Source organism: Kribbella sp. VKM Ac-2569, assembly GCF_004216905.1.
Lineage (GTDB): Bacteria > Actinomycetota > Actinomycetes > Propionibacteriales > Kribbellaceae > Kribbella.
On record NZ_SGXJ01000004.1, the window covers coordinates 624940 to 642022 of the forward strand.

The following is a 17083-nucleotide window of genomic DNA, read 5'->3' on the forward strand; positions in this document are numbered from 1 at the left end:
AGCAAAGGAACCCTGATGATGCGACTCATTCCCGCCGCCGTCGCGGCTGTCTTGCTCTGCCTGACCACCGGCTGTGCCACCGGCACCGTTGTAGACAAGGGCTACCGGACCGATCAGGTCGTCGTGAACGGCAAAGCCCAGTACCGGCCCTGCTGGTGGGTCAAGTTCCGCGACAGCGAGGGCAAGACCCACACCCGCTGCACCTCACACGCGAAGTGGAAGCACGCCAGCAAGGGTGACCAGTGGGGCGCGCAATGACCGCCCCGGAGCCGATCCTGACCGCCGCACTGGAGGCGGCCGGACGGGGCTGGCCGGTGTTCATGCTCGGTCGCTCCAAGCGGCCCGTCGCCAACTGCAACGACTGTCCTCGTGACGCGCACGACCCGGCGACCTGCGGACACCTGACCTGCCACGGGTTCTACGCCGCCACGACCGACCCCGAACGAATCGCGCACGTCGTGGCCGCCGTTCCGGCCGGACAGCTCGCCGTCCGGACCGGTGCCGTGTCCGGGCTCGTGGTGGTCGATGTGGACCCCGCGCACGGTGGAGGCGCGAGTCTGGCGGAGCTGGTGGCGCACGAGCTGGTGCCGCGCACGCTGTGGGTTCGCACTGGCTCCGGTGGCGTGCATCTGTACTACCGCCACCCTGGCCGCGAGATCGGCTCGCGCCCGATGCCGAACCGAGCGGGGATCGACGTGAAGGCAGACGGCGGGTACGTCGTACTTCCGCCGTCGATCCACCACCGCACTCACCAGCCCTACCGGTGGGGCGACGGGATGGGCGAACCGATCGAGATGCCCCCGCCGCTGATCGACGCGTGCCTGCCCCCTATGCCGGCCGATTCGACCACCCGCCCGGCCGGGCCGATCCGGACAACCCGAGCGGGGGGCATCTCGAACCCGCAGAGCCTGCTCACATCAACGCTCAATGCCGTACGCAACGCACCCGAGGGCAAGCGACGAACGACGCTCTACGGCGCCGCTCGCGGCGTTGCGCGGATGGTCGCGGCCGGTGCGATCACCCACGCCGACGCGATCGCCGCACTAACCGACGTGGGGCAGCAAGTCGAACAGACCGCCCGCGACATTCGAGCCGCGATCTCCGGTGGCTTCCATGACGAAGGGATCGCCGCATGACCACCCCGAACGACACCGCACCCGAGCGGATCGACGGTGCCGAACTGCTGAACGACGTTGCCGCCACCATCACCCGCTACGTCATCCTTCCCAGCCCGGCCGCGCTGATCGCCGTCGTGCTGTGGATCGCCGCTACCCACGCGGTACCGGCGTGGAACTGCGCGGCACGGCTGGTTATCCGGGCACCGCAGCGACGGTGCGGGAAGTCGCGCCTGCTGGACATGGTAGAGGCAATGTGTCACCAGCCGATGATGACCGCGAACGCCAGCCCATCAGCGGTTTACCGGTCGATCGGGCTCACCCCGTCCGACCCGCCGACGCTGCTGATCGATGAGGCCGACACGATCTTTGGCCCGAAGGCAGGCGACAACGAAGACCTGCGCGGACTGCTCAACGCCGGTCACCAGCGGGGCCGCCCAACCAAGCGATACAACGCCGGACGCGACCGCGTGGAGAGCCACGAGACGTTCGCAATGGCCGCCCTGGCAGGGATCGGCGCGATGCCCGACACCATCGAGGACCGCGCCGCCGTCATCCGGATGCGACGCCGCGCAGCCGGTGAAACCGTCCAGCCCTACCGCGTACGCCGTGACGCCCCGGCCCTGGCGGTAGTCCGTAACCGGCTGCACGAATGGCTCACCGCGCACCTGGACGAGCTGACCGACGCCATGCCCACGATGCCGCTGGAAGACCGCGCCGCCGACACCTGGGAACCCCTCATCGCGGTCGCCGACCTGGCCGGAGACCACTGGCCCGCCGACGCACGGCAGGCCGCGCTGACGCTACTCGCTGATCAGGAGGACTCCGCCGAGCTGCCGCTATCGGTGCGGCTGCTGGCCGACTGCCGCAGCGCGTTCCGCGACGCCGACGCGCTACCTACTGCCGACCTGCTGCAACGGCTCCTGGCCGACGAAGAGGCACCCTGGGCGACGCTCGGATCGGGCGGGCTGTCACCGATGAAGCTCGGCATGCTGCTCCGTGACTTTGAGATCCGCAGCGGCAACATCCGGTTCCCCACCGGACAGGCCAAGGGCTACCACCGCAGCGCCTTCACCGACGCATGGAACCGCTACTGCCCCGAACCCGAAACCACCACCGACGACACGGGTACGGCACAAGCCGTCCCAGCCGTCCCAGCCGTCCCAATGCAGGTCGCGCCGGGGACGGCTTCCACCCCTGGGACGGCTCAAGCCGTCCCACCCACCCAAGCCGTCCCGCACCTGACCAGCGAAGGGACGCCTGGGACGGCTGGGACGGCTTGGGCCCTCAGAGCCGTTCCAGACCTTGCCGACGACAACAACCGCACGGACTGCGCATGAGCGAACGCGACCGACTGACTGAAGGAGATCTCTTCCCGATGAGCATCGCTGAGGACTCGATCACCACCACTGCGCCGTTGTTGCTGACCGTGGAGCAGGCCGCGCAACAGCTCGGCATCGGCCGGACAACTGTGTTCGCCCTGCTGAAGTCGGGCGACCTCGAATCGATCCCGCTCGGTCGCCTGCGGCGAATCCCAGCGGAGTGCATCACCGAGTACATCGATCGTCTCCGGGCCGCTGCCCGCGACAGCCGACAGGCCGCCTAGGAAGGAATCCCCAGTGAGTGAAGAGAAAGCGAAGCGTCACAAGAACCCTGACGGCCGGTCGTCGATCTATCTCGGCTCGGATGGTTACTGGCACGGCCGCGTGACCATGGGCGTAAAGGACGACGGGAAGCCTGACCGGGCACACGTGAAGCGCAGGCGCAAGGAAGACGTGGTGGCACGCGTCAAGGAGCTGGAGAAGCAGCGCGACAGCGGCAAGGTACGCCGGACCGGGCCGAAGAAGTGGACGGTTGCGGAATGGCTTACGCACTGGCTGACGATCGCCCGGCCAACCCTGCGAGACGGCGCATACGACGCATATGAGGTCGCCGTGCGGGTGCACCTCATTCCCGGTCTCGGAGCGCACAAGTTGAACAAGTTGCTGCCTGAGCACCTGGAGCGCTTCTACACGAAGATGCAGGAGAACGGATCGTCGGCCGGTACAGCTCATCAGGCACACCGGACCATTCGGAGGGCGCTGGGTGAAGCCGAGAAGCGAGGTGCAATGACGGCGGATAACCCCGCTGAGTTGGCGATTCCGCCCCGGCTGGACTTGGAAGAAGAGGACGAGATCGATCCGTACACCGTCGATGAGATCAAGGCGATCTTGGTCGAGGCGAACAAGCGCCGAAACAGTGCGCGATGGGCAATCGCCTTGGCGCTCGGATTGCGTCAGGGCGAGGCGCTAGGACTGAAGTGGTCGGACGTCGATATGAAGACCGGAGTGCTACGGGTACGGCGAAGCCTGAACCGGCCGAAGTACAAGCATGGGTGCGAAGACGATCCGTGCGGCCGGAAGCCCGGATTCTGTCCGAAGCGTCAGAAAGCTCGTCCGGACGCCGCGCCGACGAAATCGCGGGCCGGTCGCCGGACGATAGGTCTACCGAAGGAACTGACGAAGGTTTTGCAGGCGCACTGGAGAGAGCAGGCCGCCGAAAGGTCCCGTGCCCGGCAGCTCTGGAAGGACGAAGGGTGGGTGTTCGCCAAGCGAACCGGAGAAGCACTCAGCCCGAACATGGACTACCGGGAGTGGAAAGCGATTCTGGCTGCTGCTGGGATTCGTGACGGCCGACTGCACGATGCCCGGCACACGGCCGCAACGGTCCTGCTGTTGCTCGGTGTACCCGAGCGGGCGGTCATGGACGTGATGGGCTGGTCCTCGTCATCGATGGTCAAGCGGTACCAGCACGTCACCGCGCCGGTCCGGATGGACATTGCCGAACGCGTCGGCGGCCTGCTCTGGGCGGCCACCGAGGCGGGGGAGGACGACGACCCGGACGAGGCAGCCGGTGGGGTTCTCGTGCCTGCCTGAGAGGGCTGTTGAGACCCTCGTTGAGACCCTGGGACATGAAGAGGGGCCGGACGCTCAGCGTCCGGCCCCTCTGTCGTTCGTGCCTCCGGAGTCCGAAACCGCGCCTTGACCTGCGGTTTCTTCAATCCTGGAGACTGGCGGAGGATACGAGATTCGAACTCGTGAGGGGTTGCCCCCAACACGCTTTCCAAGCGTGCGCCCTAGGCCTCTAGGCGAATCCTCCAAGGCGAGAGAATACCGAGGGCGCGCGGGAATCCGAAATCGGGGCGTCCTCGGACCTTAGGGTCGGGGACATGGGTGACTTGCTGTTGCGGGCGATCGGCGTGGGGGACGTGGGTGGGCTGCAGGAGTTGATTGAGTCGGATCCGGGGTATACGGAGCGGATCACGGGGTATCCGCCGGGGGAGTCGGATGCGCAGAGTCTGTTGATGATGCGGCCGGAGGGGCTGGCTGAGGACGCGAAGGTTGTGTTGGGGGCGTTCGCTGGGCAGCAGCTCGTTGCGGTCGTCGACCTGCTCAGGGGCTTCCCGAACGAGCGCACCGCGTTCATCGGTCTGCTCGAGGTGCACTCGGGTCACCAGGGTCGCGGCTACGGCAGAACGACGTACGAGCTTGTCCAGCGGTACGTCGAGACCACGTGGCCTGAGATCCGGACGATGCGGCTGGCTGTGGTGGACACGAACGCACAGGTCGCTACCGGTTTCTGGCAGCGGCAGGGGTTCGAGGCGACTGGTGAGGTACGCCCGTACCGCTACGACAAGCTCGAGTCGAGCGCCCGCCTGTACGAGAAGCCGCTACCCGAGTAGCGCGGGAGCTAGCGCCCGCCACTGCTCGATCGGCTGGGGTCCTGTCACTCCGGTGATCACGTTGACGGCCACGTGGTCTGCACCGGCGTCCAAGTGCTCGGTCAGCTTGGCCTTGATGTCCGCCGGACTGCCCCAGGCGGCGAGTGAATCGATCATGTGGTCAGGCAGCGAGGACAGGTCGTTTTCACTGAACCCCTGTCGTTTCAGCGAGGCAGCGTACCCAGGGATGCGCGGGAAGAAGCTGATGGTGTCCCGTGCGATCGCCCGAGCCCGGTCCGCGTCTGTCTCCAGTACGACGAGGTGGCTGACGGCAAGGAGCTTGTCTGGTCCCAGGACCTTCCGCGCCTCGGCGGAGTACGACGCACTGGTCAGGAACGGGTACGCGCCGGCGGATCGGTCCGCAGCGAGCTTCAGCATCCGCGGACCGAGCGCCGCGAGCACCCGGTGCTCCACAGGTACGTCCAGCTCGTCCAGGTACGCGTTGAGCGTGGCAATCGGCTTGGCGCCGTGCGCCCCACCCAGCCCGACCGTGAACCGTCCCGGGGCAGATGCCTCCAACGCGGCGTACGTCGTACTCACGTCGACCGCGCTGTACTTCACCACCGCCAGGATCCCGCTGACGAACTTGATCGCCGTCGTCGCGCCCACCAGATCGGTGATGGTCTGCAGCCCGGGCAGCGGCCCGCCGGACAGCCAGATCGCCGGGTACCCGAGCTCCTCGGCCGCCCGCGCCGCCGCAATGGACTCCGCACTGCTGTCGAGCCCGGTGGTGATGCCGAAGGGGCCGAATTGATGATCCGTCACCCACCAAGCTTGAACCTCGCGACGGGGCCGCGCACCCCTGTTCGCTCACAGCTCAGAGGCCGGCGAATCTGCCGGGTGGATTTCGGACGCGGTGTTGGGATCCCGTACACTCGTGGCTGGTTCCCCGCGTGGCGGTATCTCGCCCAATCCCCCCAGGGCCGGAAGGCAGCAAGGGTAAGTGAGCTCTTCCGGGTGCGCGGGGAATCCTCATGTCTAGGCTTGGTCCTCCCGAGACAGAGGAGTGCGATGAACCCCGAGAGCCGTTACCTGCAGGAACTGATCATTGCGGAGCTCGGTGTGCCCGCGACGTTCGACGTGGGCAACGAGGTCGAGCAGCGGGTCGAGTTCCTCGCGGACCGACTCCGGCGGAGCGGCGCGACGGCGTACGTGCTCGGGATCAGCGGCGGCGTCGACTCCGCCACGGCCGGCCGACTTTGCCAGCTCGCGGTCGAGCGGGTCCGGTCGGAGGGCGGTCAGGCGACGTTCGTCGCGATGCGGCTGCCGTACGGCGTGCAGGCCGACGAGGCGGACGCCCAGCGCTCGCTCGAGTTCATCAAGCCCGACGAGACCCTGGTGGTCGACGTGAAGCCGGCCACCGACGCCATGGTCGAGGCGGTGCGGCACTCCGGCCTGGGCGACCGTGAGGACTTCCACGTCGGCAACATCAAGGCTCGTCAGCGCATGGTCGCGCAGTACCTCGTGGCCGGCGCCCGCAGCGGTCTGGTGGTCGGCACGGACCACGCGGCGGAGGCCGTGATGGGCTTCTTCACCAAGTACGGCGACGGCGCGTGCGACCTGACGCCGCTGTCCGGGCTCTCCAAGCGCCGCGTCCGCGCGGTCGGCGAGTGGCTCGGTGCGTCACCGGACATCACCGGCAAGGTGCCGACCGCGGACCTGGAGACGAACAACCCGGGCGTCCCGGACGAGGCGGTCCTGGGCGTGACGTACGACGAGATCGACGACTTCCTCGAGGGCCGCGACGTGGACGAGAAGGCCGCGAGCACGATCATCGCCACGCACCGCCGTACGGCCCACAAACGAGCCGTCCCCCTCGCCTTCAGCTGAGGAACTCGGTCACCAGCCGGGCGAAGAGGTCCGCCTGCTCGGCGTGCAGGAAGTGCCCGGCGCCGCTCGCGTAGTAATAGGTGCCGTCCGGTACGTCGGAACGGAACAGCTCGATCTCCCGCGGGCTGGTGGCCGGGTCGTGCTCGCCCTTGATCAGGAGCGCCGGCTGGGTCAGCTGACCGAGATACTGCAAGACGGGCTCGACGAAGCTGGCTGACTTGGTGATCTCGCCGGAGAAATGGCCCGAGCGCTCGTGGTACTCGTCGGGGAGCTCGGTGTCGGCGGGCAGTCGCAGGTCCTGGGAGTCCGGCCCGAGGTACATCCCCATGCGCTTGTCGCCGAGCTGGCCGAGCAGTGCGATCCGCTCGTCCCACATTTGCTTGGTTGCCGGACCGGTGTGTGGCGGGAGCTCGGCTCCCGGGAGAAGTGGCAGTGCGGCGCGGACGAGGTTCTCGGTGGCGAGCGCCATGTCCCAGGCGGGGTTCTCGAAGACGACCCGGGTGATCGAGTCCGGGTGCGCGACGGCGTACCGGAGCGCCAGGCGGCCGCCGTACGAATGACCAAGCAGTGACCACTGCTCGATGCCGAGTTGCTCGCGTAGCGCTTCGAAGTCGGCGATCAGGTCCTGTTCGTCGACCGGACCGGTGAGTGCGTCGGACCGCTGCACACCGCGCTGGTCGACGCCGATCAGATGGAAGTCGCCGGCGAGCCGGTCGCCTTGGAACGCCATGAAGTCGTACGAGCCCGCACCGGGGCCGCCGTGGACGAAGAGCAGTGGCGGCGCGTCTGTGCGGCCGCGCTGGTCAACGTACAGCCTGGTGTCGCGAACCTCCGTCAGCATGAGCGGAGCGTAGTGCGCGTCTGGTTCAGGCGGTATGGGCGAGCTGTAGCTGGCGGACGCGGTTGGCGAGGCGGGCCAGGCGGATGGTGGCGATGTTGCGGTAGGCCGGGCGGAGGACGTTCGCGAGCGGGCCGGACTGCTCGAACGTGTGGGTGACGAGGCTGTCCGCCCCGATGGTCCACGTACCGACCTCGCGGAAGCCGGGGACCTGCCAGACGATCTCGACGCGGTCCACCTCGACCACGGTGTACTGCAGTTCGCCAGAGAAGCCTGGACGCACGCGGAGCGCATAGCGGGTCCCCGGGTTCGTCTCGCGGGGGCCGTCGATGGCGATGAACGCCTCGTTCCACTCCGGCAGGCCCAGGGCGTCCAGCAGCACCTGCCGGATCGTCGCCTGGCCGGCGTGGATGGTCTCGGTGGCCTTTTCCATGACTAGTTCTCCTGGTGGGCGAGTGCGGGACCCCGACGGCGGGCCAGGGCAGCCCCGGTCGGGAAGGCGTCGGCGAGCGAACGAAGGGTCGAGATCGTCTCGTCGAGCGCCTGGCCGGCGAGACGGTCGTCCATGGTGCGGTGCAGCCGGTTCTCCGCGGTGATGATGCGGCGGTGCAGCGCGCGGCCCTGCGGAGTCAGGCTGAGCGCGAGATAACGCCGGTCGATCTTGTCGATGCCGCGTTTGACCAGACCCTGCGCGACGAGCCGGTCGACGAGACGGCTCGGACTGTTGCCGGTCTCGCACACGAGCAGCCCGCCGAGAGCGTTCAGCGTCAGTGGGCCGTGGTCGCGGAGCACGCGCAGAACCTCTGCCTGGGAAGGCGTGATGCCGAGCGGCCGCAGCTCCGCCGCGAGCAGGCGGTTGCCCTCACGCTGGATCGCCAGCACGAGATAACGAAGCTCCTCGACAACCTTCATGGCAGATATATTACACGACACGTGTGTCATGTCATCTGTTGGCCGTGAGTGTCTCGCCGACTGTTGCCTGAGGCGACAGTTCTGGATGGGTTCCGGATGAGTTCCGGAGAAAGTCCGGTTGAGGTCATGGTCAAGGTGACATCGCGGCTGGCACAGTGTCTGCATGAAGGGTCTGATGCAGAGTTACCAGCTGTCCCTGGACACGATCTTCCGGCGGGCGGAGCAGTTCTACCCGGACAAGACCGTCTACACAGGCGGTCCGGCGCCGACGAAGGTGACGTACGGCGAGTGGGCGGACCGGACCAGACGCCTGGGCGGGGTGCTGGACACGCTCGGGATCAGCCCTGACGGCCGCGTCGCGACTTTCGCGTGGAACTCGGGGCGTCACCTCGAGCTGTACTTCGCCGCGCCCTGCACCGGCCGGGTGCTGCACACGCTGAACATCAGACTCTTCCCCGACCAGGTCGTTTACATCGCGAACCACGCCGAGGACGAGGTCGTGTTCGTCGACAAGTCACTGCTGGGGTTGTTCCTGCCGTTGCTGGAGCGGCTGCCGGAGGTTCGCCATGTCGTCGTGATGGACGACCTGCCGGCGGGGGCGCCGGCGGCGGAGATCCCGGACGACCCGCGGTTCCACGACTACGAGGAACTGGTCGCCGCGGCCGAGCCGGTGGAGTTCCACGTCGAGGACGAGAACCAGGCCGCCGCGATGTGTTACACGAGCGGTACGACGGGAAACCCGAAGGGCGTCGTCTACTCGCACCGATCCACCTGGCTGCATTCGATCGGCGTCCTGACCAACGCCGGGATCGGGCTCGACGAGACTGACACCGTGATGCCGGTCGTGCCGATGTTCCACGCGAACGCCTGGGGCCTGGCGCACGCGGCGCCCATGGCCGGCGCCTCGCTGGTGTTCCCCGGCCCGGACATGAGCCCGAAGGGGATTCTCAAGCTGCTCCAGGAGCAGGAGGTCACGCTGTCGGCGGGCGTACCAACGATCTGGCAGGGGTTGCTGCCGCTGCTCGACGGGGTGGAGTTGCCGAAGCTGCGGAGGATCCCGTGCGGTGGGTCCGCCGTACCGGAGGCGCTGTCGGAGGCGTTCCGTGCGAAGTTGGGCCGGCCGATCCTGCAGGCGTGGGGGATGACGGAGACGAGCCCGGTGGCGACGGCGGCGCACGTTGCCGCGCGGAACAAGGACCTTCCGGAGGAGGAGCAGGCGCATCTGCGGGCGCGGGCAGGTCTGCCGTTGCCGGGTGTCGAGGTGCGGATCGTGGAGCCTGGTTCGATCACGCCGTTGCCGTGGGACGACGACGTGACGGGCGAGCTGCAGGTGCGTGGGCCGTGGATCGCCGCCGAGTACTACCGGCCGGACGACGGGGTGCAGCTGAACACCGAGGACGGGTGGATGAAGACGGGGGACGTCGCCGCCATCGATCAGTACGGGTCGGTGCGGATCGTTGACCGCACGAAGGACCTGGTGAAGTCCGGCGGCGAGTGGATCAGCTCTGTCGAGCTGGAGAACCTGTTGATGGCGCATCCCGCGGTGAAGGAGGCCGCGGTGATCGGCGTACCGCATCCGAAGTGGGACGAGCGGCCGCTCGCCTGTGTCGTCCTCCAGGAGGGCGCGAGTGCGACGGGCGAGGAGATCCTGGAGTACCTGCAGCCGTTGGTGGCGAAATGGTGGCTCCCCGATGCGGTCGAGTTCATCGACGAGGTTCCGAAGACGTCAGTCGGCAAGTTCTCGAAGAAGGATCTCCGCAGCCGCTTCGCCAACTACCACTTGAAGTAAGGGACGGTCAGTCGAAGCTGACGTGGAAGTAGTTCTGGAGGTGCGCGAGGGTTACGTCCACGAACTCTTGAGGCCACTCGCCGCCGGTTCGTTTGGCGAGGGCCGTGCCGCGGGTGACGAACTGGCGGCAGATGTACTGGTTCGCCGCAATGATGTCGGCGAGGTCGGTGCCGGCCGCCGGGATGGACTCCAGGGTGGCGCGTTGCTCGTCGGACAGGAACGCGTTCAGGCGCTTGACTCCGCTGTTTCGACGTACGCCGCGTTCGGCGAGCATGAGCGCGACGAGTTGGTCGCGTACGACGCCGATGCCCTGGTTGCCGACGATCCGCTCGTCGCGTCCGAGGACCGTGACCAAATTTCCGAGGAAGTAGAAGAAGAGGTTCACGTTGGTGGCGGGCCAGTACGGTTCCCCGGGCTTGCCGCCCTTCGGCGCGAGATCGCCCTCTGGGAACAGGGCCCCGTCCCGGTCGAACAGCACCCGTACGCCGTCGTACTGGAACCGGTCGAACGACGTGAGCGGATGCACGATCAGATCGACGTGCAACCAATCGGCCGTGATCCCGAGCCCGCCGATCATCCCCGGCAGCCGCTCCGCCAGCACGGTCGGCCCGGCGAGCTCCCGCAGTACGTCGTCCCAGTGCTCTCTGAACCACTCGGTGCTGTCGTCCGTCACCACCAGATGTACGTCGACATCGCTGAAGCGGTCGGCGGCGCCTGTCGCGTAACTGCCGATCAGGTACACCCCCAGCACCCGCTCGTCGGCGCGCAGTACCTCTCCCGCGCGGGTGATCACCGCCTGCTGCCGCTCATCCCCAGTCGTCACCGGACCACCCTAGGACGCTCACCAGGGCGGGGGCGGGGAATTGTCCGCGGGCGGCGCTAGGGTGGCGGGCGTGGAAGCGCCCCTTGCCTTGTACCGCCGGTACCGCCCGGACACGTTCGCGCAAGTGATCGGGCAGGACCATGTCACCGCGCCGCTGCGGAACGCGCTGAGCAACAACCGGGTGAATCACGCCTACCTGTTCTCCGGGCCGCGCGGGTGTGGAAAGACCACCAGCGCGCGGATCCTCGCCCGGGCGATCAACTGTGAGAAAGGACCGATCGCCGAGCCGTGCGGGGTGTGCAAGTCGTGCACCGACCTGGCGCGCGGCGGGCCCGGCAGCATCGACGTGATCGAGATCGACGCGGCGTCGCACGGTGGCGTCGACGACGCCCGTGACCTGCGGGAGCGGGCGTTCTTCGCGCCGGTCGAGAGCCGCTACAAGATCTACATCATCGACGAGGCGCACATGGTGACCACGCAGGGCTTCAACGCCCTGCTCAAGCTGGTCGAGGAGCCGCCGCCGCACCTCAAGTTCATCTTCGCCACCACCGAGCCCGACAAGGTGATCGGGACCATTCGGTCGCGGACGCACCACTACCCCTTCCGCCTGGTGCCGCCGAAGGTGCTCGCCGAGTACATGGCGACGCTCTGCGAGTCGGAGGGCGTGTCGATCGAGCCGGCCGCGTTGCCGCTGGTCGTGCGGGCAGGCGCCGGGTCGGTGCGTGACTCGCTGAGCGTGCTCGACCAGTTGATCGGTGGCGCCGGGCCGGACGGCGTGACGTACGCGCTGGCGGTCGCGCTGCTCGGGTTCACGCCCGACTCGCTGCTCGACGCGTGTGTGGACGGGTTCGCGGCGCATGACAGCGCGGCGGTGTTCGAGACGATCGAGAAGGTCATCGAGACCGGTCAGGACCCGAAGCGCTTCGCCGAGGACCTGCTGCGGCGTCTGCGGGACCTCGTCATCCTGTCCGCCGTACCGACGGCTGTGACCACCGGCCTGATCGAGGCCGCCGAGGACCAGGCGGAGCGACTGCAGACGCAGGCCGCTGGGATCGGCCCGGCGGAGCTGACGCGGGCGGCGGACATCGTCGCGGAGGGTTTGCTGGACATGCGCGGGGCGACCGCACCTCGCCTGCAGCTCGAGCTGATCTGCGCCAAGGTGCTCCTCCCCGGCGCCGACGACTCCACGAACGGCATCCAAGCCCGCCTCGACCGCATGGAACGCCGCCTCACGATCGGAGTCCCCGGAGGCGGTGCGCCAGACGCTGCAGCAGTCAGCGCAGGTACGCCGGACTCCGCTCAGGCACCTGCAGGTACGCCGGACTCCGCTCAGGCACCTGCTGGTACGCCGGGCGCTGCCGCCACCAGCAGAGCAGCCGCCCGCGCTGCCGCAACCGCAGGCAACCGCCCAGCCCCCACGGACCCACCCACCGCGACGCCCACCCCAGCCAGCCCAGACGCCGCAGCCGCTCCGGGTAGCACGGCCGGTGCGAGCGATGGGGCTGGCGGCGGTTCGGAGGGTGCTGGCGGTGCGGGGCAGGCCGGTGGTGCAGAGCCGTCCGGTGGTGACGCATCTGCTGGGGCTGCGTCCGGTGCTGGGGTCGGTGGCGACGAGGTCAAGCGGTCTGGTGTCAGTGCTGGCCCCGCGGCGCAGGGCTCTGGTGGCGGGGCGCGTACGGGGGCCTGGGGCGACGAACCATCTGCGCAGTCCAGTTCACCTGCACAGTCCAGCTCGCAGCCACCGTCCAGTCCACCTGCGCAGGTCGTCCAGCCTCCGCAGTCGGGTCAGGCTGGGTCGGGTGCTGGGGCGGCTGCTGGTGGGGTTGGGGCTGTGGGGTTGGGGGACATTCGGCGGTTGTGGCCTGAGGTTTTGGAGGCTGTGAAGGCGCAGCGGCGGTTCGCTTGGATCATGCTGAGTCAGAACGCTCAGGTGATCGCGATTGACGATCAGACTCTGACGCTTGGCCTGGTGAATGCTGGTGCTCGGGAGAGCTTTGCGCGGTCCGGAAGCGACGAGATTCTTCGCCAGGCGATGATCGACACTATTGGCGTCGACCGCCGAGTCGAGGCAGTCGTCGACCCGTCGACTGACCCGGGTGCGGGGGGCGGCTCGGCCGGGCGGCCCAGTCCGCAGTCCGGCGGACCTGGTCATTCGGGCGGTTCCAGCCCGCAGCCCGGTGGCGCAGCAGGCTCCGGCGGCCCTGGAGTTGCTGGTCCCGGCAGCCCTGCAGCCGAGCCAGGCGGAGCAGCCACGAGCGGTCCAGGTGCAGGCGGACCGGGTGCAGGCGGACTCAGCATGAGCAGTCCCGGCGCCGGCGATTCAGGTGCGGGCGGCGCTGGTTCTGGGGCGGCGGTTGTTGCGGGCCCTGCGGGCGCGGGTAGCTCGCCGGGTGCGGTTGCTTTGCAGGAGCCGCCTGATTCTGAGTACGACGTACCGCCGGAAGACCCTTGGGAGGACGGGCCGGCGGCTCGGCCTGCGCGGCAGCAGTCGGCTCAGCCGGTGCAGCAGTCTGTGGCGGAGCGGCGAGAGGCGGGGAGTAAGCGTCGGGCGGCTGAGGCGGCGGTTGCTGCTGAGCAGGCGCGGCAGGCGGCTTCTGCGGCTACGGCTGCTCCTGAGGTGCAGCTGACTCCCGAAGAGGAAGCCGACTCGATCGGCGAGGACGACGTCGTGCTGGAAGAGGACTCCCGTTCGCACACGGACCTCCTCCGAGAAACCCTCGGAGCCCAGATCATCACCGAAGAACCCAACTGAACCTCAGCCGAGACACCACAACTGGCCGCCGCGAGAGCCACGACGGTGCTGCGCGACTCGTACGCGCGGGTTCGTGGCGGATGCTGGGCTCGTGACCGATGCGGACGTCGTAGAAGCGCTGGCGGGTAGCTTCCTCGGGAAGCTGCCGCCCGAGGTGGTGAGGCAGTTACTCGCGACCGGAGACTCCGCCGAATACCCGGCAGGCACCACGATCTACCGGGAGGGGTCGGCTCCGAAGGCGCTGCTGGTTGTCCACGGGTTGCTGCGCGTCTACATGGCCTCACCCCAGGGACGGCAGGTGACGGTGCGGTACGCGCGGGACCGTGACGTGCTCGGAATCGCGGTGTTGGTCGCGGGGCCTGCGGACGTCGGCGCGCAGACGCTCTCTGATTGCACGTTGTTCCGGATCGACGCTGCCACGTTGACTGCCGCCGCGCACAACGACAGCAAAGTCGCCTGGGCCTTGGCCGAAGAACTCGGCCGACGGCTGTACGAGAGTCTTCAACAGACGGCGATCAACACGTTCGGCACCGTCCGGCAGCGGGTTGCCGGTCACCTGCTGGATCTGGCGTCGGCACAGCAGCGTCCCCACGGCGACCTCGTCGCTCGGGTGTCTCAGCAGGACCTCGCCGATGCCGTCGGTTCGGCCCGCGAGGTGGTGGCTCGTGTCCTGCGAGACCTTCGACTGGCCGGCTTGGTCGCGACCGCGCCGGACCGGATCCAGATCCTCGACGCCGCGGGCGTGTACGACCAGTCGTGGAACCCGACCGAGCCGACGACAAAAGTCACAGACATGCGGAGACCGACGGCGAAAGACTGACTCTCTCGGCCACGAAGCGATCGTGCCGATCGCCAGTTGAGGAGATCACATGCAGTTCACCAACACGATCACGATCGATCGGCCACCGGCCGCGGTGTTCGAGTACCTGGCCGATCTCGAGAACGTGCCGCGGTGGAACTATGCGATCGGTGAGACCCGGAAGGTCACCAGCGGGCCGGTCGGCGTCGGCTCGCGTTACCTGCAGACCCGGACCATCCCGGCCCACGCCGAGGAAACCCTGGAAGTGACCGAGTTCGAGCCCGACCTGGGGCTCAGCCTCAGCGGAACGCTGAGCTCAATGCCTGCGCGGATCAGCTACACGCTCCGTCCCGAGGGGAATGCGACGACCCTGACCAACACCATCGAGCTGGAGCCGCCGCGCCACCTGGCGCTGTTGGCGCCCATCGCGGTCCGTCGGATCAAGTCCGCGGTCGCGGCCAACCTCGCAGTACTCCAGGAGATCCTCGAACGCGCCTGAGGGGGAAGTCCACAGCGGGTGGGGATCGATTGCGGAGGGTATCCACAGGATTCACAGGCGTGTGGAAGAACCTGTCCACAGGCCTGTGGACAAACTGGGGAGACCGGTCGGTTTCTGGGTGCGGGTGGGGTTGTCAGCGGGACCGGCTAGTGTTGAGGCCCGGGGTAGTCACGAGCGGTTGGAACGAGGAGATCGCAGTGTTCGACGGTGGCGGTGCTGGGGGCTTCGACATGTCCAACCTGCTCGCGCAGGCACAGGCGATGCAGAACCAGTTGATGGAAGCGCAGGCCGACCTGGAGGGTCAGGAGATCGAAGGATCCGCCGGTGGCGGTCTGGTGACCGCTCTGGTGTCCGGCACGGGCGAGCTTCTCAGCCTGAACATCAAGAAAGAGGCCGTCGATCCGGACGACACCGAGACGCTGGCCGACCTGATCGTCGCCGCGGTGCGGGACGCCTCGGAGAACGCCAAGCAGGCTGCGGCCGCCGCGATGGGACCGCTGGCCGGTGGGCTGGGCGGCGCGTTCGGCGGTGACGGCGGCTTCCCCGGCTTCGGCGGTGACGCCCCGGCGTCCCCGGCAGGTTTCGGCCTGCCCGGCACTCCGCCCGCGGTCGAGGCGGCCGAGCCGGCTGACGACCCCGACCAAGGCAAGCGTGACGACAACCGCGGCAACGTCGGGTTCGTGAACCCGGGGAATCCGGCCGGCGAGCCCGGCCAGAACCCGGGCTGACGTGTACGAGGGGGCCGTTCAGGATCTCATCGACGAGCTGGGGCGGTTGCCCGGTGTGGGTCCGAAGTCCGCGCAGCGGATCGCGTTCCACCTGCTCGCGGCCGACGAGACCGACGTACGGCGGCTCGCGCACGTGCTCGTGCAGGTGAAGGAGAGGGTCAAGTTCTGCGAGATCTGCGGCAACGTCTCCGAGGAGACGCAGTGCCGGATCTGCCGGGACCCGCGCCGCGACCTGAGCCTGATCTGTGTGGTCGAGGAGGCCAAGGACGTGGTCGCGATCGAGCGCACCCGCGAATTCCGCGGCCGGTACCACGTGCTCGGCGGGGCGATCTCGCCGATCGAGGGCATCGGGCCGGACGAGCTGCGGATCAAGGAACTCATGCAGCGGCTGGCGAGCGGTGAGGTGACCGAGATCATTCTGGCCACCGATCCGAACCTCGAAGGAGAGGCGACCGCGACGTACTTGAGCCGCCTGCTGCGGCCCATGGGGTTGCGCGTCACCCGATTGGCTAGTGGACTTCCAGTAGGCGGTGACCTCGAGTACGCCGACGAGGTGACCCTCGGACGGGCGTTTGAAGGGCGACGATCAATCGATGACTGAACCAACAGATATTGCAGAGCTGGCGCTGAGCACGGACTCCGAGGATCTCGAGGAGTTCGCCGAGCAGATCGCCGACCAGGTCCGGAGCTTCCTGATCTCGGTGCGGGACATCGCCGCGCAGCCGGACGAGGACGGGGTCGACGAGGGCCTCGCCTCGCTGCCGTACCTGCTGCTCGAGGTGAGCCAGTTGCTGCTCGCCGGCGGCCGGCTCGGCGCGTTCGAGGACTTCGTGCCGGAGGAGCGCTTCGAGAGCGACGCCGGCCCGGACCCCGACCTGGACGCGATGCGGGACCGGCTCGCGGTGCTGTTCGAGGGCCTGGACGAGTATGCGGAGGTCTTCGATCCGTACGCCGCTCCGCCGGAGATCACCGTCAACCGGCTCTCCGACGACCTCACCGCGATCGCGACCGACCTGGTGCACGGCCTCGCGCACTACGAGGAAGGCCGGGTCACCGAGGCGCTGTGGTGGTGGCAGTTCTCGTACGTGTCCACGTGGGGTGCTGCTGCGAGCGCCGTACTGCGGGCCATCCAGTCGCTGATCGCGCACGACCGGCTGGAGCCGGCGCACGACCCGGAGACCGAGGCGACCGACCGCGAGCTCGTCGAGGTCGCCGAAGAGGCCGTCCAGCGCCGCTGA

Annotated in this window: 19 protein-coding genes, 1 tRNA gene and 1 other RNA gene; 15 read left to right on the top strand and 6 right to left on the bottom strand. The window is 68.1% G+C overall.

Annotated elements, in window-relative coordinates; all coding sequences use genetic code 11:
- Positions 1 to 15: 15 nt before the first annotated feature.
- From EV649_RS29665 to EV649_RS29685, 5 genes are read left to right on the top strand one after another with little or no spacing between them, the layout of a single operon-like run.
- Positions 16 to 258, top strand: coding sequence for a hypothetical protein (locus EV649_RS29665; protein WP_130386897.1), 243 nt, complete (start codon positions 16 to 18; stop codon positions 256 to 258).
- Positions 255 to 1136: a bifunctional DNA primase/polymerase gene (locus tag EV649_RS29670; RefSeq protein WP_130386898.1), complete on the top strand. Its 882-nt coding sequence runs from the start codon at positions 255 to 257 to the stop codon at positions 1134 to 1136. Before EV649_RS29665 ends, EV649_RS29670 begins: the two co-directional genes overlap by 4 nt.
- Positions 1133 to 2455 carry a DUF3631 domain-containing protein gene (locus tag EV649_RS29675; RefSeq protein ID WP_130386899.1) on the top strand — a complete coding sequence of 441 codons (1323 nt, stop codon included), beginning with the start codon at positions 1133 to 1135 and terminating at the stop codon, positions 2453 to 2455. The genes EV649_RS29670 and EV649_RS29675 overlap by 4 nt, the downstream gene beginning before the upstream one ends.
- A gap of 38 nt (positions 2456 to 2493) precedes the next feature.
- Positions 2494 to 2721, top strand: a complete 228-nt coding sequence (locus tag EV649_RS29680) for a helix-turn-helix domain-containing protein (protein ID WP_241998803.1) — start codon at positions 2494 to 2496, stop codon at positions 2719 to 2721.
- Positions 2722 to 2734: 13 nt separating this feature from the next.
- A complete protein-coding gene (locus EV649_RS29685; protein ID WP_130386901.1) occupies positions 2735 to 4030 on the top strand; it encodes a site-specific integrase in 1296 nt (431 codons plus the stop codon).
- Between the two features lie 135 nt (positions 4031 to 4165).
- On the opposite strand, the gene EV649_RS29690 is transcribed toward EV649_RS29685, so the two are convergent.
- Positions 4166 to 4253 (bottom strand) — tRNA-Ser (locus tag EV649_RS29690).
- Positions 4254 to 4323: 70 nt separating this feature from the next.
- Between EV649_RS29690 and EV649_RS29695 the strand changes: the two genes are divergently transcribed.
- Positions 4324 to 4836, top strand: coding sequence for a GNAT family N-acetyltransferase (locus EV649_RS29695; protein WP_130386902.1), 513 nt, complete (start codon positions 4324 to 4326; stop codon positions 4834 to 4836).
- Here the strand turns inward: EV649_RS29695 and EV649_RS29700 are convergent.
- On the bottom strand, positions 4825 to 5640 hold the full coding sequence (locus tag EV649_RS29700) for a TIGR03620 family F420-dependent LLM class oxidoreductase (RefSeq protein ID WP_130386903.1): 816 nt from the start codon (positions 5638 to 5640) through the stop codon (positions 4825 to 4827). The genes EV649_RS29695 and EV649_RS29700 overlap by 12 nt on opposite strands.
- A gap of 115 nt (positions 5641 to 5755) precedes the next feature.
- On the opposite strand from EV649_RS29700, the gene ffs reads away from it, so the two are divergent.
- Together ffs and nadE are read left to right on the top strand one after the other, a co-directional pair.
- Positions 5756 to 5852: signal recognition particle sRNA small type (ffs, locus tag EV649_RS29705), an RNA gene on the top strand.
- Between the two features lie 34 nt (positions 5853 to 5886).
- Positions 5887 to 6705 carry an ammonia-dependent NAD(+) synthetase gene (nadE, locus tag EV649_RS29710; protein ID WP_130386904.1) on the top strand — a complete coding sequence of 273 codons (819 nt, stop codon included), beginning with the start codon at positions 5887 to 5889 and terminating at the stop codon, positions 6703 to 6705.
- On the opposite strand, the gene EV649_RS29715 is transcribed toward nadE, so the two are convergent.
- From EV649_RS29715 to EV649_RS29725, 3 genes are read right to left on the bottom strand one after another with little or no spacing between them, the layout of a single operon-like run.
- Positions 6698 to 7546: an alpha/beta hydrolase gene (locus EV649_RS29715; protein ID WP_130386905.1), complete on the bottom strand. Its 849-nt coding sequence runs from the start codon at positions 7544 to 7546 to the stop codon at positions 6698 to 6700. The genes nadE and EV649_RS29715 overlap by 8 nt on opposite strands.
- 25 nt (positions 7547 to 7571) lie before the next feature.
- Entirely contained in the window at positions 7572 to 7976 is a 405-nt protein-coding gene (locus tag EV649_RS29720) for an SRPBCC family protein (protein ID WP_130386906.1), read from the bottom strand.
- Between the two features lie 2 nt (positions 7977 to 7978).
- A complete protein-coding gene (locus EV649_RS29725) occupies positions 7979 to 8455 on the bottom strand; it encodes a MarR family transcriptional regulator (RefSeq protein ID WP_130386907.1) in 477 nt (158 codons plus the stop codon).
- Positions 8456 to 8618: 163 nt separating this feature from the next.
- Here EV649_RS29725 and EV649_RS29730 point away from each other — a divergent pair, with 163 nt between their 5' ends.
- Complete coding sequence (locus EV649_RS29730) at positions 8619 to 10244, top strand: long-chain fatty acid--CoA ligase (RefSeq protein WP_241998806.1); 1626 nt, start codon at positions 8619 to 8621, stop codon at positions 10242 to 10244.
- 7 nt (positions 10245 to 10251) lie between these two features.
- Here the strand turns inward: EV649_RS29730 and EV649_RS29735 are convergent, their stop codons facing one another.
- Positions 10252 to 11067, bottom strand: a complete 816-nt coding sequence (locus tag EV649_RS29735; RefSeq protein ID WP_130386908.1) for an aminoglycoside 6-adenylyltransferase — start codon at positions 11065 to 11067, stop codon at positions 10252 to 10254.
- A gap of 70 nt (positions 11068 to 11137) precedes the next feature.
- Here EV649_RS29735 and EV649_RS29740 point away from each other — a divergent pair, with 70 nt between their 5' ends.
- The 6 genes from EV649_RS29740 to EV649_RS29765 all read left to right on the top strand — a co-directional run bounded on the left by EV649_RS29740 (position 11138) and on the right by EV649_RS29765 (position 17083).
- Entirely contained in the window at positions 11138 to 13819 is a 2682-nt protein-coding gene (locus EV649_RS29740) for a DNA polymerase III subunit gamma and tau (RefSeq protein WP_130386909.1), read from the top strand.
- Positions 13820 to 13910: 91 nt separating this feature from the next.
- Positions 13911 to 14639 (top strand): Crp/Fnr family transcriptional regulator, encoded by a 729-nt coding sequence (locus EV649_RS29745; protein WP_198682761.1) that lies wholly within the window; start codon positions 13911 to 13913, stop codon positions 14637 to 14639.
- 49 nt (positions 14640 to 14688) lie between these two features.
- A complete protein-coding gene (locus EV649_RS29750; RefSeq protein WP_130386911.1) occupies positions 14689 to 15117 on the top strand; it encodes an SRPBCC family protein in 429 nt (142 codons plus the stop codon).
- 197 nt (positions 15118 to 15314) lie between these two features.
- Positions 15315 to 15845, top strand: coding sequence for a YbaB/EbfC family nucleoid-associated protein (locus tag EV649_RS42070; protein ID WP_130386912.1), 531 nt, complete (start codon positions 15315 to 15317; stop codon positions 15843 to 15845).
- A 1-nt stretch (position 15846) separates the two neighbouring features.
- On the top strand, positions 15847 to 16446 hold the full coding sequence (gene recR, locus EV649_RS29760) for a recombination mediator RecR (protein ID WP_130386913.1): 600 nt from the start codon (positions 15847 to 15849) through the stop codon (positions 16444 to 16446).
- The gene (locus tag EV649_RS29765) at positions 16439 to 17083 is read left to right on the top strand and encodes a DUF5063 domain-containing protein (RefSeq protein ID WP_130386914.1); all 645 of its coding nucleotides are present in this window, start codon (positions 16439 to 16441) and stop codon (positions 17081 to 17083) included. The genes recR and EV649_RS29765 overlap by 8 nt, the downstream gene beginning before the upstream one ends.

Coding starts and splice junctions, on each gene's coding strand:
- EV649_RS29665 (WP_130386897.1), top strand. CDS start 16: ATGATGCGACTCATTCCCGCCGCCGTCGCGGCTGTCTTGCTCTGCCTG.
- EV649_RS29670 (WP_130386898.1), top strand. CDS start 255: ATGACCGCCCCGGAGCCGATCCTGACCGCCGCACTGGAGGCGGCCGGA.
- EV649_RS29675 (WP_130386899.1), top strand. CDS start 1,133: ATGACCACCCCGAACGACACCGCACCCGAGCGGATCGACGGTGCCGAA.
- EV649_RS29680 (WP_241998803.1), top strand. CDS start 2,494: ATGAGCATCGCTGAGGACTCGATCACCACCACTGCGCCGTTGTTGCTG.
- EV649_RS29695 (WP_130386902.1), top strand. CDS start 4,324: ATGGGTGACTTGCTGTTGCGGGCGATCGGCGTGGGGGACGTGGGTGGG.
- nadE (WP_130386904.1), top strand. CDS start 5,887: ATGAACCCCGAGAGCCGTTACCTGCAGGAACTGATCATTGCGGAGCTC.
- EV649_RS29715 (WP_130386905.1), bottom strand. CDS start 7,546: ATGCTGACGGAGGTTCGCGACACCAGGCTGTACGTTGACCAGCGCGGC.
- EV649_RS29720 (WP_130386906.1), bottom strand. CDS start 7,976: ATGGAAAAGGCCACCGAGACCATCCACGCCGGCCAGGCGACGATCCGG.
- EV649_RS29725 (WP_130386907.1), bottom strand. CDS start 8,455: ATGAAGGTTGTCGAGGAGCTTCGTTATCTCGTGCTGGCGATCCAGCGT.
- EV649_RS29730 (WP_241998806.1), top strand. CDS start 8,619: ATGAAGGGTCTGATGCAGAGTTACCAGCTGTCCCTGGACACGATCTTC.
- EV649_RS29750 (WP_130386911.1), top strand. CDS start 14,689: ATGCAGTTCACCAACACGATCACGATCGATCGGCCACCGGCCGCGGTG.
- EV649_RS29765 (WP_130386914.1), top strand. CDS start 16,439: ATGACTGAACCAACAGATATTGCAGAGCTGGCGCTGAGCACGGACTCC.